This is a genomic window from Adhaeribacter aquaticus DSM 16391 (genome assembly GCF_000473365.1).
Taxonomy (GTDB): Bacteria; Bacteroidota; Bacteroidia; order Cytophagales; family Hymenobacteraceae; genus Adhaeribacter; species Adhaeribacter aquaticus.
The window spans coordinates 4,097,358-4,118,137 of sequence record NZ_KI421517.1; the positions used below are offsets into that span (position 1 = coordinate 4,097,358).

The 20,780-nt window shown below is 37.7% G+C and carries 22 protein-coding genes; 17 read left to right on the forward strand and 5 right to left on the reverse strand.

Annotated features, from left to right (window positions below; all coding sequences use genetic code 11):
• Positions 1-180: 180 nt before the first annotated feature.
• The 9 genes from hisG (at position 181) to ADHAQ_RS0120430 (ending at position 7,711) form a co-directional block, all read left to right on the forward strand.
• The gene (hisG, locus tag ADHAQ_RS0120390; RefSeq protein WP_026464505.1) at positions 181-1,032 is read left to right on the forward strand and encodes an ATP phosphoribosyltransferase; all 852 of its coding nucleotides are present in this window, start codon (positions 181-183) and stop codon (positions 1,030-1,032) included.
• On the forward strand, positions 1,032-2,330 hold the full coding sequence (hisD, locus tag ADHAQ_RS0120395) for a histidinol dehydrogenase (RefSeq protein ID WP_026464506.1): 1,299 nt from the start codon (positions 1,032-1,034) through the stop codon (positions 2,328-2,330). Before hisG ends, hisD begins: the two co-directional genes overlap by 1 nt.
• Complete coding sequence (gene hisC / locus ADHAQ_RS0120400; protein WP_034256959.1) at positions 2,323-3,375, forward strand: histidinol-phosphate transaminase; 1,053 nt, start codon at positions 2,323-2,325, stop codon at positions 3,373-3,375. The genes hisD and hisC overlap by 8 nt, the downstream gene beginning before the upstream one ends.
• 47 nt (positions 3,376-3,422) lie before the next feature.
• Entirely contained in the window at positions 3,423-4,526 is a 1,104-nt protein-coding gene (hisB, locus tag ADHAQ_RS0120405; RefSeq protein WP_034256960.1) for a bifunctional histidinol-phosphatase/imidazoleglycerol-phosphate dehydratase HisB, read from the forward strand.
• 1 nt (position 4,527) lies between these two features.
• Positions 4,528-5,109 (forward strand): imidazole glycerol phosphate synthase subunit HisH, encoded by a 582-nt coding sequence (gene hisH, locus ADHAQ_RS0120410; RefSeq protein ID WP_026464509.1) that lies wholly within the window; start codon positions 4,528-4,530, stop codon positions 5,107-5,109.
• Positions 5,106-5,828, forward strand: a complete 723-nt coding sequence (gene hisA, locus ADHAQ_RS0120415; protein WP_026464510.1) for a 1-(5-phosphoribosyl)-5-[(5-phosphoribosylamino)methylideneamino]imidazole-4-carboxamide isomerase — start codon at positions 5,106-5,108, stop codon at positions 5,826-5,828. Before hisH ends, hisA begins: the two co-directional genes overlap by 4 nt.
• Positions 5,822-6,577 (forward strand): imidazole glycerol phosphate synthase subunit HisF, encoded by a 756-nt coding sequence (hisF, locus tag ADHAQ_RS0120420; protein WP_026464511.1) that lies wholly within the window; start codon positions 5,822-5,824, stop codon positions 6,575-6,577. The genes hisA and hisF overlap by 7 nt, the downstream gene beginning before the upstream one ends.
• Positions 6,574-7,185 (forward strand): bifunctional phosphoribosyl-AMP cyclohydrolase/phosphoribosyl-ATP diphosphatase HisIE, encoded by a 612-nt coding sequence (gene hisIE, locus ADHAQ_RS0120425; RefSeq protein WP_026464512.1) that lies wholly within the window; start codon positions 6,574-6,576, stop codon positions 7,183-7,185. Before hisF ends, hisIE begins: the two co-directional genes overlap by 4 nt.
• Before the next feature lie 256 nt (positions 7,186-7,441).
• On the forward strand, positions 7,442-7,711 hold the full coding sequence (locus ADHAQ_RS0120430; protein WP_026464513.1) for a hypothetical protein: 270 nt from the start codon (positions 7,442-7,444) through the stop codon (positions 7,709-7,711).
• 14 nt (positions 7,712-7,725) lie between these two features.
• On the opposite strand, the gene ADHAQ_RS0120435 is transcribed toward ADHAQ_RS0120430, so the two are convergent.
• The 3 genes from ADHAQ_RS0120435 to ADHAQ_RS0120445 form a co-directional block, all read right to left on the reverse strand.
• Positions 7,726-8,589, reverse strand: coding sequence for a transglutaminase domain-containing protein (locus tag ADHAQ_RS0120435; protein WP_026464514.1), 864 nt, complete (start codon positions 8,587-8,589; stop codon positions 7,726-7,728).
• A 20-nt stretch (positions 8,590-8,609) separates the two neighbouring features.
• Complete coding sequence (locus ADHAQ_RS0120440; RefSeq protein WP_026464515.1) at positions 8,610-9,557, reverse strand: alpha-E domain-containing protein; 948 nt, start codon at positions 9,555-9,557, stop codon at positions 8,610-8,612.
• 105 nt (positions 9,558-9,662) lie between these two features.
• The gene (locus ADHAQ_RS0120445) at positions 9,663-11,144 is read right to left on the reverse strand and encodes a circularly permuted type 2 ATP-grasp protein (RefSeq protein WP_026464516.1); all 1,482 of its coding nucleotides are present in this window, start codon (positions 11,142-11,144) and stop codon (positions 9,663-9,665) included.
• Positions 11,145-11,534: 390 nt separating this feature from the next.
• On the opposite strand from ADHAQ_RS0120445, the gene ADHAQ_RS0120450 reads away from it, so the two are divergent.
• From ADHAQ_RS0120450 to ADHAQ_RS0120480, 7 genes are all read left to right on the forward strand, one after another.
• A complete protein-coding gene (locus ADHAQ_RS0120450; protein WP_034256962.1) occupies positions 11,535-12,254 on the forward strand; it encodes a cysteine peptidase family C39 domain-containing protein in 720 nt (239 codons plus the stop codon).
• Between the two features lie 20 nt (positions 12,255-12,274).
• Complete coding sequence (locus ADHAQ_RS0120455; protein ID WP_026464518.1) at positions 12,275-13,768, forward strand: RimK family protein; 1,494 nt, start codon at positions 12,275-12,277, stop codon at positions 13,766-13,768.
• Entirely contained in the window at positions 13,737-15,011 is a 1,275-nt protein-coding gene (locus ADHAQ_RS26515; protein ID WP_034256963.1) for a carboxylate-amine ligase, read from the forward strand. The genes ADHAQ_RS0120455 and ADHAQ_RS26515 overlap by 32 nt, the downstream gene beginning before the upstream one ends.
• An 80-nt stretch (positions 15,012-15,091) precedes the next feature.
• The gene (locus tag ADHAQ_RS0120465; protein WP_425393689.1) at positions 15,092-16,159 is read left to right on the forward strand and encodes a bile acid:sodium symporter family protein; all 1,068 of its coding nucleotides are present in this window, start codon (positions 15,092-15,094) and stop codon (positions 16,157-16,159) included.
• 6 nt (positions 16,160-16,165) lie between these two features.
• Positions 16,166-16,624, forward strand: a complete 459-nt coding sequence (locus ADHAQ_RS27405) for a hypothetical protein (RefSeq protein ID WP_051360059.1) — start codon at positions 16,166-16,168, stop codon at positions 16,622-16,624.
• A gap of 82 nt (positions 16,625-16,706) precedes the next feature.
• Positions 16,707-17,102, forward strand: coding sequence for a phage holin family protein (locus ADHAQ_RS0120475; RefSeq protein ID WP_026464520.1), 396 nt, complete (start codon positions 16,707-16,709; stop codon positions 17,100-17,102).
• 645 nt (positions 17,103-17,747) lie between these two features.
• Positions 17,748-18,917: a zinc ribbon domain-containing protein gene (locus ADHAQ_RS0120480; RefSeq protein ID WP_026464521.1), complete on the forward strand. Its 1,170-nt coding sequence runs from the start codon at positions 17,748-17,750 to the stop codon at positions 18,915-18,917.
• A 134-nt stretch (positions 18,918-19,051) separates the two neighbouring features.
• Here the strand turns inward: ADHAQ_RS0120480 and ADHAQ_RS0120485 are convergent, their stop codons facing one another.
• On the reverse strand, positions 19,052-19,204 hold the full coding sequence (locus ADHAQ_RS0120485) for a hypothetical protein (RefSeq protein ID WP_157433474.1): 153 nt from the start codon (positions 19,202-19,204) through the stop codon (positions 19,052-19,054).
• A 518-nt stretch (positions 19,205-19,722) separates the two neighbouring features.
• The gene (locus tag ADHAQ_RS28225) at positions 19,723-19,881 is read right to left on the reverse strand and encodes a hypothetical protein (RefSeq protein ID WP_157433475.1); all 159 of its coding nucleotides are present in this window, start codon (positions 19,879-19,881) and stop codon (positions 19,723-19,725) included.
• Positions 19,882-20,270: 389 nt separating this feature from the next.
• Here ADHAQ_RS28225 and ADHAQ_RS0120495 point away from each other — a divergent pair, with 389 nt between their 5' ends.
• A complete protein-coding gene (locus ADHAQ_RS0120495) occupies positions 20,271-20,744 on the forward strand; it encodes a hypothetical protein (RefSeq protein ID WP_026464523.1) in 474 nt (157 codons plus the stop codon).
• Positions 20,745-20,780 lie beyond the last annotated feature (36 nt).

Genomic DNA, 20,780 nt, shown 5'->3' on the forward strand with positions numbered 1-20,780 from the left:
TATCAAGCACTTGGTTTCCATCGCAAACCTGTATAGCCCTTTTTATACTGGGCATCATATTTTCTTGCACCATTCCTCGCACGGGGAATAAACATAACAAATCGTCTTTTTTCGGGAATATTCCCGAATCACAACACAAAATTCGTGTTTGAGTTATATCTTTGATTTTATTTTAAACCTATGATTCGATTAGCCATTCAAAAGTCCGGACGATTAAGTGAAGATTCGCTTAAACTAATTCGGGAATGCGGCATTTCTTTTGTTAATAGTTCCTTAAAATTAAAAACCGAAGCTACCAACTTCCCGCTTGAAATATTGTTTCTTCGCGATGATGACATTCCGGAATATGTTGCAGATGGCGTAGCTGATATAGGTATAGTAGGGCAGAATGTACTGGTGGAGGCCAATCAGCAAGCCTTAGAAGTGCAGGCCTTAGGCTTTTCTAAATGCCGGTTGTCTATTGCGGTTCCTAAAACCGATACCTTTAATTCTATTGCAGATTTAAATGGCAAAAATATAGCTACTTCTTACCCGAATATATTAGGCAACTATTTAGCAGCGCATAATGTAAAGGCGCAAATTCATACCATTAGCGGTTCAGTAGAAATTGCTCCCAGTATTGGCCTGGCTGAAGCTATCTGTGATATAGTAAGTTCCGGCAGTACGCTTATCAGTAATGGCTTACGGGAAGTAGAACATGTATTTAAATCCGAAGCGGTTCTTATTTCTAACCAGAATTTATCGGAAGAAAAACAGCAAATCATAAAACAACTTTTATTCCGGATTCAGTCGGTTCAGAAAGCACAAAAATCAAAATATATTTTACTTAATGCTCCTAACGATTCAATAGAAAAAATAAAATCGTTATTACCGGGCATGAAAGCTCCTTCTATTTTACCCTTAGCCGAAGCAGGCTGGAGTTCTGTACATTCTGTAGTGAATGAAGATGATTTCTGGGAAATTATAGAAAAGTTAAAAGACGCTGGAGCGCAGGGTATATTAGTTGTTCCGATTGAAAAAATGATTTTATGATCCGGAAGGTAATCAATCCAGATATAGCTACCTGGCCTGATCTGGTTAAACGTCCGGTGCAAAAGCTGGAAGCCATTGAACCGGTTATCCAACAAATTTTTGACCAGGTACGGGAAAAAGGTGATGCTGGGCTAAAAGAAATAACCGCTCGGCTGGATGGTGTGGTCCTGGAAAATTTATTTGTATCTGAAGCAGAAATTGAAATTGCTCTGGATAAAGTTTCTCCTGAATTAATGGCGGCGGTGAAACAAGCGGCTCAGAACATTGAGGTTTTTCATACGCAGCAAAGAGAAGCGGTGAAAAAAGTAGAAACGATAGCTGGTGTTTTTTGCTGGCGGAAAAGTGTGGCCATAGACCGGGTTGGTTTATATATTCCCGGAGGTTCGGCCCCTTTATTTTCAACCTTATTAATGTTAGGCATTCCGGCCAAATTAGCGGGATGTAAAGAAATAATTTTATGCACGCCTCCTAATAAACAAGGCGAAGTACATCCAGCCATTTTATACACGGCCTCCTTATTAGGTATTACCAAAATAGTAAAAGCGGGTGGTGCCCAAGCCGTAGCGGCTATGGCATTTGGTACCGAAAGCATTCCGGCCGTTTATAAAATTTTTGGACCGGGTAACCAATACGTAACTGTAGCCAAGCAAATGGTTACCAAACTAGGAGTAGCTATAGATATGCCAGCCGGGCCTTCAGAAGTTTTAGTGATGGCGGATGAGACAGCAAACCCGGAATTTGTAGCAGCTGACTTATTGTCACAAGCCGAACATGGACCAGATTCCCAAGTTATAGTCCTTTCAGAATCAGAAGCTTTTGTTAATAATGTTGAAGTTGAACTGGAAAAACAATTAAGCCTTTTACCGCGCCAGGAGATAGCAAAAAAAGCACTATCAAACAGTTTTGCTGTGGTACTTAAGGACGCTGGCCAAATGCTGGAGTTCTCTAATTTATATGCCCCGGAACACTTAATTTTGGCGGTCAAAAATTTTGAGGAAATAGGAGAGGGCGTTACCAATGCAGGCTCTGTGTTCTTAGGTAATTACAGCCCGGAATCCTTTGGCGATTATGCATCCGGTACCAACCATACCTTGCCCACCAATGGGTATGCCCGGGCTTATAGTGGAGTTTCTTTGGATAGTTTTGTAAAGAAAATAACTTATCAGCAAATAACTAACCAGGGCATAACTAACCTGGGAAGCGTTGTAGAAACCATGGCAGCTGCTGAAGGATTAGATGCCCATAAGAATGCGGTTACTGTGCGGTTAAACCAATTAAAACAAAGTACTGATGTTTGATATTAAAACGCTGGTGCGGGCCAATATTCTGGCTATGAAAGCTTATTCTTCTGCTCGCGATGAGTTTAAAGGAGAAGCCAGTATTTTTGTTGATGCCAATGAAAATAATTTAGGCAGCTTAGCCAAAGATCAATCTTTTAACCGCTACCCAGATCCCTACCAACATAAGGTAAAAACTAAACTAGCTCCCATAAAAGGAGTAAAGCCAGAGCAAATATTTTTAGGTAATGGTAGTGACGAAGCTATAGATTTATTGATCCGGCTGGTATGTAAACCTGGTCACGATGAAGTATTAGCTTTTGGCCCTACTTATGGTATGTACGATGTGTCAGCTAATCTGAATGATGTACACCTGCGCCAACTGCGGCTGGACCAGGATTTCCAGTTGCAGATTGCAAGCTTGCAGGGTCAGATACACGCTAATACTAAAATTATATTTATCTGTTCGCCTAATAACCCAACCGGTAATTTAATCAATGCCAAAAGTATCGAGTATATTCTCAGAAACTTTGATGGGCTGGTGGTGATAGATGAAGCCTATATTGATTTCGCCAGTGAACCAAGCTGGACTTCCCGTTTAGCGGAGTTCCCGAACCTGGTGGTGTTGCAAACTTTTTCTAAAGCCTGGGGCATGGCAGCGCTTAGATTAGGAATGGCCTTTGCCTCTCCGGAAATTATTAGTTTTTTAAATAAGATAAAGCCACCTTACAACATAAATGAGGCTACCCAGTCACTGGCTTTAGAAGCATTAGACAATGCCAATCGATTACCCGAGATGGTAAAGGAAATTAACCAAAGCCGGAATAAACTAATGGAAGACTTACCTAAGCTTCCGGTAGTAAAAAAAGTTTATCCTTCGGATGCTAACTTTATACTGGTAGAAGTTACCGATGCGGATAAGGTATATCATTACTTATTGGAAAAAGGGATTGTTATCCGGAATCGAACCACACAACCAGGCTGCCATAACTGTGTGCGGATTTCCGTAGGTACCCGTGCAGAAAACGAAGCATTATTAGAAGCGTTAAACGCTTTCTCTGAATAAATTTAAATTAAAGCGTAGCCGTAAAACCTCTGCGTAAAGTTTTTAAAATGTCTGTTAAAAAGAAAGTATTATTTATCGACCGGGACGGTACCATTATATTAGAACCACCTATCGATTTCCAGATTGATTCTTTTGAGAAATTTGCTTTTTATCCGGGAGTAATCCGTAACCTATATAAAATTTATAATGAATTAGATTATGAATTTGTAATGGTAACTAACCAGGACGGCTTGGGCACCAGTTCTTTCCCGGAAGAAACTTTCTGGCCTTACCAGAATAAAATGCTGGAAATCCTAGCAGGCGAAGGAATTAAGTTTGCCAACATCCATATCGACCGCAGCTTTGAGCACGAAAACCTGCATACCCGCAAACCTAGTATTGGTATGCTTTCGAAGTATTTTACAGAGGCTTATGATTTAGCTAATTCTTATGTAATTGGCGATAGAGTTACGGACATACAACTGGCTGATAATTTGGGTGCTAAATGCCTTTATCTAAAGGACCAGATAAATGATAGAGCGGCTTTAACTACTACCAGTTGGGACGATATATATAACTTTCTCCGGTTACCAGATCGGACAGCGAGTATAGTCCGGAACACGAACGAAACTAAAATTAAAGTAAATATTAACCTCGATGGGAAAGGCCAAATGAAAATTCATACCGGCCTTGGTTTCTTCGATCACATGCTGGAGCAGTTAAGTAAGCATTCAGGGGTAGATATGGAGATTACCGTAGATGGTGATTTACATATAGATGAACATCATACCATTGAAGACACGGGGATTGCCATAGGCGAAGCTTTTTCCAAAGCTTTAGGGGATAAACTAGGCATTAGCCGTTATGGTTATTTATTACCAATGGATGATGTATTAGCCCAGGTAGCCATTGATTTTTCCGGACGGCCGTGGTTTCTGTGGGAGGCGGAATTTAAACGTGAAAGAGTAGGTGATATGCCTACTGAAATGTTTTATCATTTCTTTAAATCGTTTAGTGATGCCTCTAAGTGCAACCTGAATGTAAAAGCAGAAGGAGCCAACGAACACCATAAAATAGAGGCTATATTTAAAGCGGTTGCCAAATCTATTAAAATGGCGGTAGCACGGGATGTAAATAACATGCAGTTGCCAAGCACCAAAGGACTTTTGTAAAATGAATGTAGTTATCATAGATTATAAAGGTGGCAATGTGCAGTCGGTGCGGTTTGCTTTGGAGCGGCTGGGGGTTCATGCTACTTTAACTTCTGATAAAGAACTAATACAAAAAGCGGATAAAGTAATTTTTCCGGGTGAAGGCGAAGCAAATTCGGCTATGCGTCAATTAAAGGCAGATGGCTTAGATCAGGTAATCCCAACACTTAAGCAGCCCTTTATGGGCATTTGTTTAGGTATGCAATTGCTTTGCCGGCATAGCGAAGAGAATGATACGCCTATGCTAAATATTATTCCTTTAGATGTAAAAAGGTTTCAAACCGATTTGAAGGTGCCCCACATGGGCTGGAATAATATATATAACCTGAACAACCCAGTAATGCAGGGGTTAAATGAAAAAGACTATGTTTATTTTGTGCATAGTTATTTTGTGCCGGTAAGCGAATATACCATAGCAACGGCTGATTACCCGGAACCTTTTAGTGCTGCGGTGCAATATAAGAATTTTTATGCCATGCAATTTCATACCGAAAAGAGCAGCACAACCGGTACTAAAATTTTAAAGAATTTTCTCGATTTATGATTCAAATAATTCCGGCAATAGATTTAATTAACGGCCAGTGTGTGCGCTTATCGGAAGGAGACTTTTCGCGTCAGAAAACTTATGATAGTAATCCATTGGAAGTTGCCAAGCGCTTTGAAGACAATGGGGTTAAACGTTTGCACCTGGTAGATTTAGATGGAGCCAGAGCGCGTAAACCAATTAATTTAGCCGTACTGGAGAAAATTGCTTCTAATACTAATTTACACATTGATTTTGGCGGTGGCATCCAATCCGATGAATCCATTCAGCAGGTATTTGCCGCCGGAGCCAAACAAATTACTGCCGGTAGTATTGCTGTTAGAGAACCGGAAACGGTAAAGCAATGGCTGCAAACCTATGGCTCAGATGCCATTATCATTGGAGCTGATTTCCGGGACAACACCATTTCCATCAATGCCTGGGCTGATCAATCTGATTTGCAGTTGAAAGATTTTATAGCCGATTACCTGTTAACAGGAGGCACTACCTTTATTTGTACCGATGTTAGTAAGGATGGAATGTTACAAGGACCAGCCACAGCTACTTACCGGGAATTAGTACAACAGTATCCGGGAGCAGCTGTAATTGCCAGCGGCGGCGTTACTACTATTCAGGATGTAGCGGAGCTGCAGGAAGCTGGCTTAAGTGGCGCCATTATAGGAAAAGCCATTTACGAAGGTACAATTTCATTTAAAGATTTAAACCGATTTTTATGTTAACCAAACGTATTATTCCTTGCCTAGATATAAAAAACGGGCGTACGGTAAAAGGAGTTATGTTTGAAAATATCCGGGATGCCGGAGATCCGGTTGCCTTGGGAGCAGAGTATGCCAAACAAGGAGCGGATGAATTGGTATTTTTAGATATTACTGCTACCAATGAAGGTCGGAAAACTTTTGCTTCCCTGGTTCGGGATATTGCCCGCCACATTGATATACCTTTTACAGTTGGGGGCGGCATTAGTACCATACCCGATGTAGAACTATTGTTGCACGAAGGTGCCGATAAGGTTTCGGTAAATTCATCTGCGCTTAAATATCCGTCTTTAGTAGAAGAATTAGCTAAACGGTTTGGTAGTCAATGTATTACAGTTGCTATTGATACCAAATTAACCCAACAAGGCTGGAAAGTATTTAGCCGGGCCGGTACTGTAGAGACCGAATGGGATACGTTGTCCTGGGCAAAAGAAGTAGCTAATTTAGGAGCCGGTGAAATTTTACTGACATCGATGAGCAATGATGGCACCAAAAGTGGTTTTGCTTTAGATATTACCGGTGATGTTTCGCGGCAGGTAAGTATCCCGGTTATTGCATCCGGAGGTGCTGGTACTAAGGAGCATTTTTCTGAAGTTTTTGTAAAAGCCAATGCCGATGCTGCTTTAGCCGCCAGTATTTTCCATTTTGGTGAAGTACCAATTCCCGAATTAAAAGATTATTTAGCCTCCCAGCATTTACCTATTCGTTTATGAATTTAGATTTTGAAAAAGCCGGTGGATTAATTCCGGCCATTATCCAGGATAATACTACCGGTCAGGTATTAATGCTGGGCTTTATGAACCAGGAAGCCCTTGAGCGGACGCAGCAGGAAAAAGTAGTAACTTTCTTCTCGCGAACCAAAAACCGTCTCTGGACTAAAGGCGAAACCTCAAATAACTTTTTACATGTGGTAAGCATTCAGGAAGATTGTGATCAGGATACCTTACTCATAAAAGTTAATCCAGATGGGCCTACCTGCCACACCGGAACTATTTCCTGTTTTACAGATAAACCAGAAAATTTTAGCAAGACAGGCTCCGCAGCTTTTTTAGAATATTTAGAAGAGTTAATTAACGACCGTAAAAAAAATCCGCAATCTACTTCCTACACCAATACCTTATTTCAAAAAGGCTTATTGAAAATAGCTCAGAAGGTAGGAGAAGAAGCCGTTGAAGTAGTTATTGATGCGGTAGCCGGTAAAAAAGATACCATGAAAGGCGAGGCAGCTGATTTATTATTTCACTTGCTGGTTTTGCTGGCCGCGTCCGATATGAAATTAAGCGATGTAATTGGTGTATTGGAAGAACGACATAAAAAGTAAAATTTAAAAAACTTCCGGCAAAAAAGCCCATTGATGTAAAACCATCAATGGGCTTTTTTATTTTATAGTGGGGAAAAAGCCATAAATCCTAGTTCATTATTTTACCCTCTGCCAGTGCATTTCAGGTTAGTTAAACATTTTAGCCTTTGCCCTGTTATTCTGTTATTTAATACTATTTAATAAGAATAGGTCACTTTTTTCAAGCCTTTAAACAAGTTAGTCAACAGGTAAAGTAAGTAAGAATAATTTTAGCATTATGGAAATAAATATGAATTTGCAGGAGAAATCACCTGAAGTTGAAGAAGTTAAACTAGAGATTCTGGAATTCTGTAAGGCAGCTCAACCCAAAGAAAATATCCTTAAACACATAGGCATAGAATTAAGGCCTTATAATTATAAAAAATATATTTCTCGATTGGTAGAAGACCGGTACCTGCAGTATACCATACCGCACAATCCACGGTCCAATGTACAGCAATACATCACCTCCAAAAAAGGATTAGCTTATTTAAAAGCAGTTGAATAAAACTTATCAGAGGCTTATTGAGCTTCGGCCTCTAATAGATTTTGAATAACTTTAACCTCATAGGCAGTTTGGTTTTTGCCACTGGTTTTAAGTACTCCTTTTATAGGACTGCAGTCACTATAGTCTATTCCGTGGGCAGCCTTTATATGGTTATGATCGGCTAACAAATTATTGGTAGGATCAAAACCACACCAACCCATACCGGGTATATACGCCTCTACCCAAGCATGCATTACCGCGGCCCCTAATAAGATTGCCCCTTGGTTTAAGTAGCCTGATACATACCGACATGGTATTCCGTTGCGTCGGGCAATAGATAAAAATAAGTGGGAATAATCTTGGCAAACGCCCTTACCCAGGGCTAAAGCTTCTCCGGCAGTGGTATGGACATCAGTCGGGTCCGGATCAAAACCTAATAAGTTATGCACTGCTGTATTGAGGTCTCTTAAATAATAATAAATAGATTGATCTGGATCTTTATTCAAATAAGACAGATCGGACTGAACAGTAGTATATTTGGTAATTTCCAAATACAAATGATAATCCACGTAAAATTCGCGGGAAGTGTAAATGGTTCTTTCTTCCGCTAAAGAAAAAGAATCATATTCTTTTACAATAACATCCGTTTTTTCAACCACCGCATTCATCGTAAACTGAAAATCCTGAAAAGGTTTTGTAGAACGAACCCGAGCTACCTGAAAACCAAATAGATTTTTGTAAAAGAAAACATCTGCGCCTAAGGAATTGGTAAACCCAATACTGGTTATTGCCTGCGTTTTATTTTTACAAGGAGCCACAACAAATTCAAACAAAGCTTCTGTAACAGGTGCTTCGTAATGGTTGTGGGTAAAATAATTAATCTGATATTCTGTAGCCATTTTGGGGGAACAAAAGTAAGTTAAAATTTTAGATATTTGTTCTCTAGTTTAGTGGCTAGTTCAAAAATGTTGGATAAACTCTGTTTTAAAAATTCTTTAATATCACCTTCAACTTCTTCAATAGTTTTATACTGGTAATTGCACGCTAATTTACCTGCCCAAAAATTTAAGGATTGGATATTACCGTTTTCTGGAAACCCCAGTTCCTGGATATTTTTTTGGAATAAAATTAAATTATAGGCAATGGATTTCGGAAATTTTGGATTAAATATCAAAAACTCCAGGGATTGCTTCCTATTGGTATTGGTATTGTACAGCCTCTTAAACATATCAAATGCTTCCGCACTTTTAAGCATGGTATTGTACTGGTAGTTTTCCAAGGAGCTTTCGTACTTTTTAATTACGTGTTTTTCTATATCATTAAGTTTAGTTAAGATAATAGTGTTTACCTGAGCGGCACGTTCTATGTGTACGCCTAAACCAATCAGGTTCCATACTTCGTTTCGAATTAATGTGTTATCTATATAACCTTTTATAACCGAGCTATTGTTTTCTATCATTTGAGAGAAGTTGAATATTCCCTCGTTATGAAATTTGGTTTCGGTAAAAGAATTTACTGAATGGTAAAACCGGTTAATTGCCTCCCATAATTCAGAAGAAATAGAATCGCGGGCACCGCGGGCATTTTCGCGAATATAAGCAATACAAGCCGCAATAGAGGATGGATTACTTTTACTAAGAGTAACAAAATATAATACATCATCATCCGATAAAGCGTCAAATTTATTAAAGTAATTGCTGTACATCCCCGTCATGTTCAGGATTGACTCCAGAACAAATTCTTTGCTTTGTACAAGCGGCGCATCTAAAGACGAAACATATTGCACTTTGGTATAACGGGCTACATGCTCGGCGCGCTCCAGGTAACGACCCAACCAGAATAAACTATTACCAATTCTTGATAACATGGAAATTTAAAAATTATAAAGTGTATGTAGATAGTAATAAAATTGAGCGCTGGTAGTATAAGTGCTGAATTATAAGGCTTTAAAATTTACAAAAAGAAAAGCCAGTTATTCTGCCAGTACCCAGGTATCTTTAGATCCGCCTCCCTGAGAAGAATTAACTACTAAACTCCCCTTTGTTAGTGCCACCCTGGAAAGTCCGCCTTGTAGTACAAATTTTTTGTCTTTTCCTAATAAGGTAAAGGTGCGTAAATCAATGTGCCGGGGTTCAAACTGGCTTGTTTCCTGAATAAAAGTAGAATGCACCGAGAGCCCCATAATTGGTTGCGCTATGTATTTTCGCCTGTCAGCAGTAATTAACCGCCTAAATTCTTCGCGCTCAGCTTTGGTAGAATTACTGCCTATTAAGATGCCGTATCCGCCTGACTCGTCCACTGGCTTAACAACCAGGTTTTCCATGTTCTCCAGTACATACTTAAAATCACTATCTAACTCGCAGCGGTACGTATGAACATTTTTGAGGATGGGCTCTTCATTTAAATAATACCTAATAATATCGGGTACATAAGAATAAACGGCCTTGTCGTCAGCGGCTCCGGTTCCTGGTGCGTTTATAATAGTAACGTTGCCTTCGCGGTAAGCCCCCATTAAACCCGGCACTCCTAACACAGAATTTGGGTTGAAAGCCAACGGGTCCAGAAATTCATCATCAATCCGGCGGTAAATAACATCCACCCGTTTAGGGCCATGAATGGTTTTCATGTAAACAAAATTCTTATCTACAAATAAATCCCGTCCTTCAACCAATGAAATTCCCATACTTAAAGCCAAGAAAGCATGTTCATAATAAGCCGAGTTGTATACCCCGGGCGTAAGAATAATACAAGTTGGCGAATCAACCCCATCCGGTGCTACCGATTGCATGGTATTCAGTAGCTGTTGCGGGTATTCTTGTACTGATTGAATATTGTATTTCCGGAAAAGGTTAAACAAAGTTTTTTTCATGGTCTCCCGGTTAGACAGCACGTAGCTCACACCAGAAGGGCTACGAATATTATCTTCTAAAACATAATATTCGCCATCACTGTGTTTAATTAAGTCGGTTCCCGAAATATGATTATAGATGCCGCCAATCGGATTCACGCCAATCATGGCTTTGGAGTAGTGCTTGGAGCTAAAGATAAGTTCGGGCGGCACAACACCATCCTTTAAAATTTGCTTTTTATGGTATATATCATGTATAAACAAGTTTATGGCTTCGTTTCGTTGAATCAGGCCTTTCTCTAATTGAGCCCATTCCGGCGCCGTAATTATTCTGGGAAACAAATCAAAAGGAAAAATACGTTCTACGCCCCGGTTCTCATCCGAATAAACAGCAAACGTAATTCCCTGATTAAAGAAAGAAAGGTTAGCATGTTCTTTTAATTCATTGAAGTTGGCAGAAGAATATTTGCAAAAAAGGTCAATAACTTTCCGGTAATGATTGTTTACTTGTCCGTCCTGTAAAAACACCTCATCCAAAAAGTTTTGGATAACTTCATAATTTTTAAAAACTCCTGGTAAAACCTCTGATTTATAAGTCTGCCCCATAAAAACCTGTATATAATTAAATCTGAAACAAATTAAGGAATACTGCCTTCATAAAAAAGCTATTTGTAAAAAAATTTAAGTAAAAATGAATATATGATATTAAATTTTATACCCATTTATAAATATTTTATTTATTTTTTAATAATCAAGGTTAAAAAATGGAGCTACATTATTAGATTTTAGACTATATAGAATAAATGGAATTACAGCATGGTCCGGGGAACACTTGACAGAACCTTAATTACAAAGGGAGCTTTTTACATGCAGTTCTATTTTTAGGCCATAGCAGATTTTGTTTCGTCAACAATTTACAGTTGCATACCCCCTATAACTAAAGTTTAACCATACGTATATATTAAAAATCTTTTAGATAACATAAAAAGCAAAAAAGTGCTTCCGGTTAAGCTCCTGAATAAACTTAAAATTTTAACCCAACCAGATGACTCCACCTGCGGCCCTACCAGTTTGCATGCGGTTTATCAATATTTTGATGATGATATTCCTTTAGAGCAGGTAATTTCTGAGGTACATTTCTTAGAAGAAGGAGGAACATTGGCTGTTTTTTTGGGATGTCATGCCTTAAAAAGAGGGTATCGTGCCAAAATTTACACATACAATCTTCATATGTTTGATCCGACCTGGTTTCGGGAAGACAATGCGAAGATTATTATGAACTTGCAGGAGCAACTGCTGTACAAGGACGAACCAAAATTCCGGAAAGCATCCCAAGCTTATATTGAGTTTCTACAATTGGGCGGAGAATTAAAATGTGATGATCTAACAATTTCTCTTTTGAAGAAGTACTTTAAAAAAGGAATACCTGTACTTACAGGGTTAAGCGCTACCTACTTGTACAATTGTGCCCGGGAGCGAGTAAACAGTAACAATGAAAGTGTATACGACGACATCAGAGGTTATCCGTTAGGCCATTTTGTGGTTTTGTCTGGTTTAAGTGCTGATCGGAAACATATAATTGTGGCCGATCCCTACCAGGAAAATCCTTTTTATCAGAATAATTATTATGAAGTACAAATAACCCGGCTTATAAATGCCATTATGTTAGGCATAGTAACTTATGACGCTAATTTATTGGTAATAGAACCCGCTTAAAGTAGATCCGAAAAACTAAAATGCGCAAAATAGTTGTAGTGAATACCCAGGAAGATTGGGGGTTTAGTAATATGGACGACGTAGAGGTAGTTTCTGCCAAAACCTATCTTACGGATTTAGCTATTATGGAAATTCGCAATGCCCGGGTATTTAATCTTTGTCGGTCATATAAATACCAAAGCACCGGGTATTATGTATCTCTTTTGGCGGAGGCCCGGGGGCACAAAGCCATTCCCAGTGTTACCACCATCCAAGATTTAAAGTCCCAGACCATTGTAAGAGCCATTACCGAAGAGCTGAATGATTTAATCCAAAAAAGCTTATCTCGCTTAAAATCCAAGAATTTTGTTTTGAGTATTTACTTTGGGCAGAATGTAGCCAAGCAATATGAAAAACTTAGTAAGCAACTGCACACCTTATTTCAGGCACCTTTATTAAGAGCGCATTTTATTTATAATAAAGAATGGATATTGCAAAGCATCCAGCCAATACCCCTGAACGAAGTTCCGGAAGAGCACAAACGGTATGTAGTGAAGTTTGCGAAAGCTTATTTTGCCAAAAACAGATTTTCTACGGTTCGAACCAATAAGACCGTTTATGATTTAGCAATTTTAGTTAATCCTTCGGAAACGGCTCCGCCTTCAAATAAAAAGGCTATGGAGTTATTTATTAGTGCTGCCGAATCGGTGGGATTTTATACCGAACTTATAACCAAAGACGATTACCGGCGCTTATCTGAATTTGATGCTTTATTTATCCGGGAAACTACCTCAGTAAATCATCATACTTACCGTTTTGCCCGTAGGGCAGAGGCTGATGGACTGGTTTCTATCGATGATGCCGCCAGTATTTTACGATGCACAAATAAAGTATACCTGGCCGAATTATTAACCAAAGCCAAAGTACCTATTCCCAAAACCATGATCATCCATAAGGATAACCGGGAACAGGTAGTTGCAGAACTGGGCTTGCCCTGTGTACTTAAAAAACCCGATAGTTCTTTTTCACAGGGGGTGGTAAAAGTAAAAACTGAAGCAGATCTGGATCGGGAATTGGAAAAAATGCTTTTGACATCGGAGCTGATAATCGGGCAAGAGTTTATGCCAACTGATTATGATTGGCGAATAGGCATACTGGATAAGCAGCCACTTTATGCCTGTAAGTATTACATGGCTAAAGATCATTGGCAGATATACAACTGGGAAGGCAAAAAAAATGATACTGTAGGCAACGTAGAAACCCTACCCATGGAAAGCGTGCCTTTCTTTGTGATGCATACTGCTTTAAAAGCAGCCAATTTAATTGGAGACGGCTTATACGGAGTTGATTTGAAAGTAATTGGCGACAAGGCTTATGTTATTGAAGTAAATGATAATCCCAGTATAGATTACGGGTGGGAAGACCAGATCCTGAAAAAGGATTTATACCTCACCATTATGAAATCCATAAAAAAACGATTGGACCGTAAAAAAGTAAGTAAAGATGAGCACCAAGAACAGCCTGCATCTGTTTGAAGCCTTTGGGGTAGAATTAGAATACATGATTGTGGATGCTCATTCGCTCCAGGTAAAACCTATTGCAGACCAGGTAATTTATTCAGAAGTAGGAGCCTATTTATCAGATGTTGAATTTGGATCAATTGCCTGGTCTAATGAATTGGTGTTACATGTGCTGGAACTTAAAACCAATGGCCCAGCCAAAGATTTAACTTCTTTAGCCGCTTTATTTCAGGAGCATGTCCGGAAAATAAATCAAATTTTAGAAAAATTCGAAGCTAAATTATTACCTACCGGTATGCATCCTTTTATGGATCCTCATACCGAAACTAAAATATGGCCTCACGACTACAATGCCGTTTATGAAGCTTACAATAAAATATTTGATTGTAAGGGGCATGGTTGGGCAAATTTACAAAGTACCCACCTGAACTTACCTTTCGCTAATGAGGAAGAATTTGGACGATTACATGCGGCCATCCGTTTAGTATTACCAATTATCCCGGCTTTAAGTGCATCTACTCCTATAAAAGAAGAACAGGTAACAGGAATAGCCGATACCAGGCTGGACGTTTACCGATCCAATCAACAAAAAATTCCGTCTATTGCAGGCAGTATAATTCCGGAGGCGGTATTTACCCGGCAAGCTTACGAAGACACCATTTTAAAAAAAATATACAAAGATATTGCTCCTCATGATCCAGAGGGGATGCTGCAGGATGAATTCTTAAACTCCCGGGGAGCTATTGCCCGGTTTAGCCGGAACGCAATTGAAATTCGCCTACTAGATATTCAGGAAAGTCCGGTAGCAGATTTGGCAATCCTTGAAATTATAACCTGCGTTATTAAACTTTTGGTGCAGGAAAAATGGGTAAGCCTGAAAGAACAGCAAAGCTGGCATCAGGAAGAATTATCCGAAATATTATTGGAAGTAATAGAAAAAGGACAGGATGCCATTATTCATAACTGGTCTTATATTAGTTGTTTTGGCATAAAGAAAGGATTGGAATGTAAGGCCGGAGATTTATGGAAGCACCTGGTAGATCAACTACTAAAAAATAATCTACTTTCAGACCCAGTGGCCTCTGTTGCGCATATTATGTTAACTGAAGGCAACTTATCTAAACGCATTACAGCTGCTTTACTTTCCGATATTTCGCCGGAGGCAATAAAAAACCTGTATGGCCACCTGGCAGACTGCCTGGAAAAAGGAGAGGTGTTTTCCTTAGCTAAATACCAAAATCATAAATCTACTTCCTGAACAAAAATCGACTTCTAAAAAACTGCTGAATTTATATTATATATTTTAGCTTACATTTAAATAAATTAAGACTACAATTGGTGCAACCTAATTCAAAAAACACTCCAAATACTCCACAAAAAGCTGTTTTAATAAACAGAAATGCTTCTTTTTGGGTAAAAACAAAAACCATAGCTGCCAGAGCCGGATTTGATGGTTTTTTACTGGCCCTGCTTTGTATTATTATACTCGCTTATGCCTGGCCCCAGTTAGGAGCAGAAGAAAGTGCTTTACCATTAGCCCAAATTGGAACTGTTGGTGTATCTGTAATCTTCTTTTTTTATGGTTTAAGGCTAAGTCCGGAAAAGCTAAAAAGTGGTTTAACCAACTGGCGGCTGCATTTGCTGGTACAATGCACCACCTTCCTGTTATTTCCCTTGTTACTTTTAGGAGCAAGGTCTTTATTTGCCAATCAAGAAGAGGAGCTGTTATGGCTAGGAATATGTTACGTGGGCGCTTTACCCTCCACTGTTTCATCTTCCGTGGTAATGGTTTCTATTGCGGGAGGCAATTTGCCTGCTGCTATCTTCAATGCTAGTATTTCCAGCTTACTGGGGGTATTTCTGACCCCATTCTGGATGAGCTTTTTATTAGAAAGTAATTCAACTGAATTTGATTTTGCCTCTGTTATAGGCAAATTAATGATACAAGTAGTGGCGCCCGTAATAGTAGGTATTTTAATGCATTCCCGATTAGGTGGTTTTGCCGAACGCCATAAAAGCCGACTTAAGCTGTTTGACCAAAGTATTATTTTATTAATTGTTTACACCGCTTTTTGCGATTCATTTGCTCGAAATCTATTTGCCGGTTATAGCACCTTAGATATAATTTTACTGGCTTTGGCAATGTCAGCCTTGTTTTTCTTAGTGCTGGGTTTGGTGCAGCTCATTGGTAAGTTTTTAGGCCTTTCCCAACCCGATCAGATTACGGCTATGTTTTGTGGCTCCAAAAAATCTATGGTACACGGTACGGTTATGTCTAAAGTATTATTTCCGGATACCAGTGTGGTTGGTATTATATTGTTGCCCTTAATGCTTTACCACGCGTTGCAATTAATTTATGCGAGTGCGATGGCCCAATCCATGGCAAGAAAAAGCCTACCGCAATAAGCAAACATGCAGGCGAAGGTAAAAGAGTGGCTTAAGCGTTATTTGCCCGCAGAGTTATTATCCATTATTTCAACCTTGACAGCGGCCTGGCTAGCTCATCACATTACCCAAAACGGTTTAACTACCGCTTTGGCGGGCACCTGGGGTGGCAACCTGGGTTATTTTGGATATATTTTAGTTGCAGATGTTTTGGCAACAAAAAGAATGTTGTATGAGCAAGGACGGTTGTACAGCACTAAAACCTTATTAAAAAACCTCAGAGCTTTAGTACTAGAATTTGGTTTGGCTGAAGTAGCCGATAGCTTTTTTATCCGGCCTTTTTTAATGTTTTTTTTACCTATATATTTTGAAAATTTAACCTGGGGGGTACTTCTGGCTAAGTTTATAGCTGATATTACCTTTTATATTCCTGCCATCATAAGCTATGAGTTGAGCAAGAATAAATTTAGAAAGTTTGATTCTTAACTTTATACTCACAAAAGGCGCTCATCCAAAATTCCTAATCACCGTAATAAGTTTTTTAATTATGAACTAAACCTTTAAAACTATGGATTTTATTATCAACCTGCTTGTAAGCGCTGGTGTCCTTTTATTACTATCGTATGCCATGCCGCAAATTCATGTAAAAAGCTTTGCCACGGCACTTTGGGTAGCATTGCTCATTGGTATTTTTAATGCTACTATTGGCTTTTTGCTTCGGTTGCCACTTAACCTGGTTACATTATTCTTATTACAGTTTGTAGTCCGGTTAATAGTAACGGCTGTTATTATTAAAATAGTAGATAAACTAGTTCGGAACTTTAAAGTGGATGGGTTTTGGCCTGCACTTATATTAGCCATTGCTCTAGCCATTGCTAGTACATTAGTAGACCGGGCCCGGACAGATGAAAGTGAATATGGCTACGAAAGCCTTGTAAATAAACAGGAGTTGTTACTAACCTAAGTAAGCACTAATTAAAAAATAAAAAGCCTGGATCAAATTCGATTCAGGCTTTTTTGTTTTTAATCCTTTTACTGCTGGGAAAAATAATTTCAATATATATTATTCTGTTTCGCAAGTAGGGTAGGGGGGGAGGGTAACACCAACTAATAATTACAAAAAATCATAACCTTTAATAGATTGATATCAAATCAAATTTTGTCTCTTATATAAAGTAAGTTAAATATCCCTCCTTATCCGCAGTAAAATACACTAATACATTACAGCAATTAACAAAGCAACATCATTATAAAAACATCACTAAATTACACTACAAGACAGTCTTATTTTAATAGATATTTTAATATCAAACACAGTCAAATAAGGACTATAGAGGAAAACATCTTTAGATCAAACAAAAGAACCATATCTTATAAATACCCATATATTAAACCGCTCTTAAATTTCATGACTTGATAAATAAGATAAATATAAGATTTCTTTAAAGATAAATATTAAGTATTTTTTGATGTAGATAAAGGCAAGTTTTCCACCATGTGGAAAACCTATAGTTATCCATAAAATAAAATTCTTATTCACAATTCTTATATTTAGTATTTACTGTCTTATATTTACAGTGTTAATTTATCCCATTTATTAAGGTATAGTATGGTAGAAGCTAATTGTATAAATTGCCAGGAAGGCTTGGTTACCGGGGCAGTGTTTTGTCAAAACTGTGGGCATCAAGTAAGGTGTAAAGCATGCCAGGAGTTAATTGTTCCGGGAGCGAAGCATTGTATTGGTTGTGGCGTTGCGGTAGGAAAAACTTACGATTCAGAAGTTACCCGCTCTTTTAATACAATAAAGTTTAAAGAAGATAAAGAAGGACGTTCGTATGAAATAGAATTTACTAATGATGTCGGGAAAGAGATTAAAGATGTTTTAGCCGACATACTAAAGAATAAAATATATTTACCAGCGGAGCCAGTAGCCTTGCCGGTTGAGATCCGAAATAACCCTCTTTTAAAATCACCTGTTGTAGAAAATGATCCTTTACCGGAAAAAGAAAAATTGACAGCATATACTGCAAAGGAAGAAAGTAATCCCTATCCGCATTTGAATGATTTGGAATTAAATCTGGAGTGCCGGGAAAATGAATGGATATTACTCTTTGCTTTTTACCTTTCGGATTTTGGTACCACCACATTTTCGAAAGATAAAGTCTGGACCCTTTATAAAGATAAACGGAAAACCGAGACGAGGTTTAAAAATTTAGGTACTAACTGGAAAAGTTTATTTAAAAAATATATTTCTACAGTAAAAGAGAATGAGTTTCGAATTACCCCACAGGGACTGGATAAAGTTAAAAACTTACTTAATCCTAGTAATGATGACAGAAGCGGAACTTCTGACAAAAAGTATGGAAGTATAAACTGGGAAAAAGGAACTGGCCCCAGAAATTCCCCGGTGTCCCGGAAAATTGTAGCCAACACCATTCATCAGGAACCATTTGATATTTATCAGGCAAATAATAAGGAATCTTTGGAAAGTTTCTTTACCCGGAAAAGACCTGGAAGTGGCAACCCTAACCGAATCATTACAATTGCCTATTATATAACTAAAATTAATCAGCAACCTTATTTTACCGAAGGTAACATTGATTTTGCTTACCGCATCCTGAACCTGGGAGGAAAACCAGTGCATTTGAAACAGGTTATTATAAACCTAAAGAATGACCGCGTTTGGTTTCAGCGAGTAACAGAAGGAGGCAAGAGTGGCTGGCGGTTAACCAGGCAAGCGGAAATTTATGTAGAAGAAAAACTTCCGCAGTTTAATTAAAATACCTGAAGATTCAGAGCTACATAATTTAACATAATAAATAAAATAAAATTTGTATAATAAGTATATTCAAGAACCTTAAATTTGGTTTGGTAAAAAGGTTACGGTTATTTTAAAAGCCAGAATAAATAATATTAACAATTATTTATTCTGGCTTTTAGCTTCCGTGCTTCTTCCCGCACAAAGTTTCTTTCTTTAGAGGCTTTTACCTGCCCGTTTATAAAAATAATAACAGCTCCTATAAAAAGAAACAGGGTAATAAAGTTTAATAATTGTAAAGATTCCATCTTGAGTTTATAAGTTAAATTTAAGTTATAGGCGTTTTTATAAGCAGGAAAGTTTAAATCTCGATAAATTGAGTAAAGCACTTTCTTTAATCTGTTCTCATTGGTTCAAATAGAGAGGTCTAAATTATAAACCTATTTCTAATAGAAGCTTCGGGTATTTTCTCCAAACATTGACTTCCTTTCGTTTATTCAAATCTGTTTTAATTAGGAATGGAGAAATTATAATAGTATAACTCATGTAAGTGAATTCATTTAGTTAATTTATCTTATTCACCACATGGAATTATAGGTTAATTATTATTAGTTGTTTTAATTTTACGTGCCCATCAACAAAGAGTATTTTAAAAGTAATTGATACTATGTAGTCTGGAATCCGGCAATTATCTCATTTCAGAAAAACCTACTTAAATTACTTATTATAAACTAATTATCTGCATGTTTATGTAAATAAACCAGATAATTTTTTAAGGTACAGTTAAAGCTTATTTAATAAATAAAATCACTAAAGTTGCAATAGCTTAAAACCCAAATTTCCCTTTCTTAACCCAGAGCGTATTAGCTACTACTACCTTAAACTTATTTGATTTATTATAAGCACAGGTTGCATTATGAGTAAACCGCCAAACCTTGTTTAAATGGCCATCAAAATAGTTAACCGAAAATATTAATGGCTCCATAAGGGGTTAGTATTAAATTAATACTTAAATCATGACTTACATTCCCGTAGTTATACGTGGTACTTGTAAAAACACTTAGATATTTTCTAAGAATTTTTATCTTTTATTATGCAAATTTCTAAAAAAGCACCTCTTCAACTAAGTCTGTCAAAAATACACACAATTATTTTCTAAATTAAATTTTATTTAACCCTATTTTATTATAGTATTTTTTGATCACCTATAACACCTATTCTATTTTTTCCTGAATAGGTGTTATAGTTAGTCAGAACTAAATTCCTGGTTTAGAGTACATCATATAAAACCTATTGAAATCCTCCCGAATTTACCCTGCTCAACCTATTAGTCAATATATAGAAGCTAAACTTTAAATTTTTTAATTCAAGATTATGCAAAAACGAATAATAGATCAGGTTGTCTCTAATAAAGACCAAGTCCAGCTGAGTTGGCTCAACCTGGAGCAAAAGGCATTGGTTGAAATAACATCAGAAGATGAAGCCTTTCCCATTGAAAATTCTTTTTCTGATACCGAAGGAGCAGGCTGGAAGGCTGGTAAATCAGGAAAGCAAACGATAAGAATTATTTTTGATGAACCACAGGACATTAAGTTGATTAGACTTAAATTTTGTGAAAAGGACCAAACCCGTACCCAAGAATTTCAGTTGCGTTGGTTACCGGCAAATAACCAGGCTTACAGAGAAATCGTAAGACAACAATTCAATTTCAATCAACCTGATTCTATAACAGAATCAGAAGATTATTCTGTTGGTTTACAAAACTTGAAAGCTTTAGAGTTACAAATCAATCCAGATATTACTAATAAGGAAAGTTTTGCTACGCTGGCCAAATTTCAAATAAGTTAAGCTTAAGGATGTATTGATAAAAAAAGCATCCAAATT

Bases quoted from the DNA above. Each gene is read 5' to 3' on its own strand.
- hisG (WP_026464505.1), top strand. From the start codon at position 181: ATGATTCGATTAGCCATTCAAAAGTCCGGACGATTAAGTGAAGATTCG.
- ADHAQ_RS28225 (WP_157433475.1), bottom strand. From the start codon at position 19,881: ATGGAGCCATTAATATTTTCGGTTAACTATTTTGATGGCCATTTAAAC.
- hisIE (WP_026464512.1), top strand. From the start codon at position 6,574: ATGAATTTAGATTTTGAAAAAGCCGGTGGATTAATTCCGGCCATTATC.
- ADHAQ_RS0120485 (WP_157433474.1), bottom strand. From the start codon at position 19,204: ATGGAATCTTTACAATTATTAAACTTTATTACCCTGTTTCTTTTTATA.
- hisF (WP_026464511.1), top strand. From the start codon at position 5,822: ATGTTAACCAAACGTATTATTCCTTGCCTAGATATAAAAAACGGGCGT.
- ADHAQ_RS0120430 (WP_026464513.1), top strand. From the start codon at position 7,442: ATGGAAATAAATATGAATTTGCAGGAGAAATCACCTGAAGTTGAAGAA.
- hisH (WP_026464509.1), top strand. From the start codon at position 4,528: ATGAATGTAGTTATCATAGATTATAAAGGTGGCAATGTGCAGTCGGTG.
- ADHAQ_RS0120435 (WP_026464514.1), bottom strand. From the start codon at position 8,589: ATGGCTACAGAATATCAGATTAATTATTTTACCCACAACCATTACGAA.
- hisC (WP_034256959.1), top strand. From the start codon at position 2,323: ATGTTTGATATTAAAACGCTGGTGCGGGCCAATATTCTGGCTATGAAA.
- ADHAQ_RS27405 (WP_051360059.1), top strand. From the start codon at position 16,166: ATGCAGGCGAAGGTAAAAGAGTGGCTTAAGCGTTATTTGCCCGCAGAG.
- hisB (WP_034256960.1), top strand. From the start codon at position 3,423: ATGTCTGTTAAAAAGAAAGTATTATTTATCGACCGGGACGGTACCATT.
- ADHAQ_RS0120455 (WP_026464518.1), top strand. From the start codon at position 12,275: ATGCGCAAAATAGTTGTAGTGAATACCCAGGAAGATTGGGGGTTTAGT.
- ADHAQ_RS0120495 (WP_026464523.1), top strand. From the start codon at position 20,271: ATGCAAAAACGAATAATAGATCAGGTTGTCTCTAATAAAGACCAAGTC.
- ADHAQ_RS0120440 (WP_026464515.1), bottom strand. From the start codon at position 9,557: ATGTTATCAAGAATTGGTAATAGTTTATTCTGGTTGGGTCGTTACCTG.
- ADHAQ_RS0120445 (WP_026464516.1), bottom strand. From the start codon at position 11,144: ATGGGGCAGACTTATAAATCAGAGGTTTTACCAGGAGTTTTTAAAAAT.
- ADHAQ_RS26515 (WP_034256963.1), top strand. From the start codon at position 13,737: ATGAGCACCAAGAACAGCCTGCATCTGTTTGAAGCCTTTGGGGTAGAA.
- ADHAQ_RS0120480 (WP_026464521.1), top strand. From the start codon at position 17,748: ATGGTAGAAGCTAATTGTATAAATTGCCAGGAAGGCTTGGTTACCGGG.
- hisA (WP_026464510.1), top strand. From the start codon at position 5,106: ATGATTCAAATAATTCCGGCAATAGATTTAATTAACGGCCAGTGTGTG.
- ADHAQ_RS0120475 (WP_026464520.1), top strand. From the start codon at position 16,707: ATGGATTTTATTATCAACCTGCTTGTAAGCGCTGGTGTCCTTTTATTA.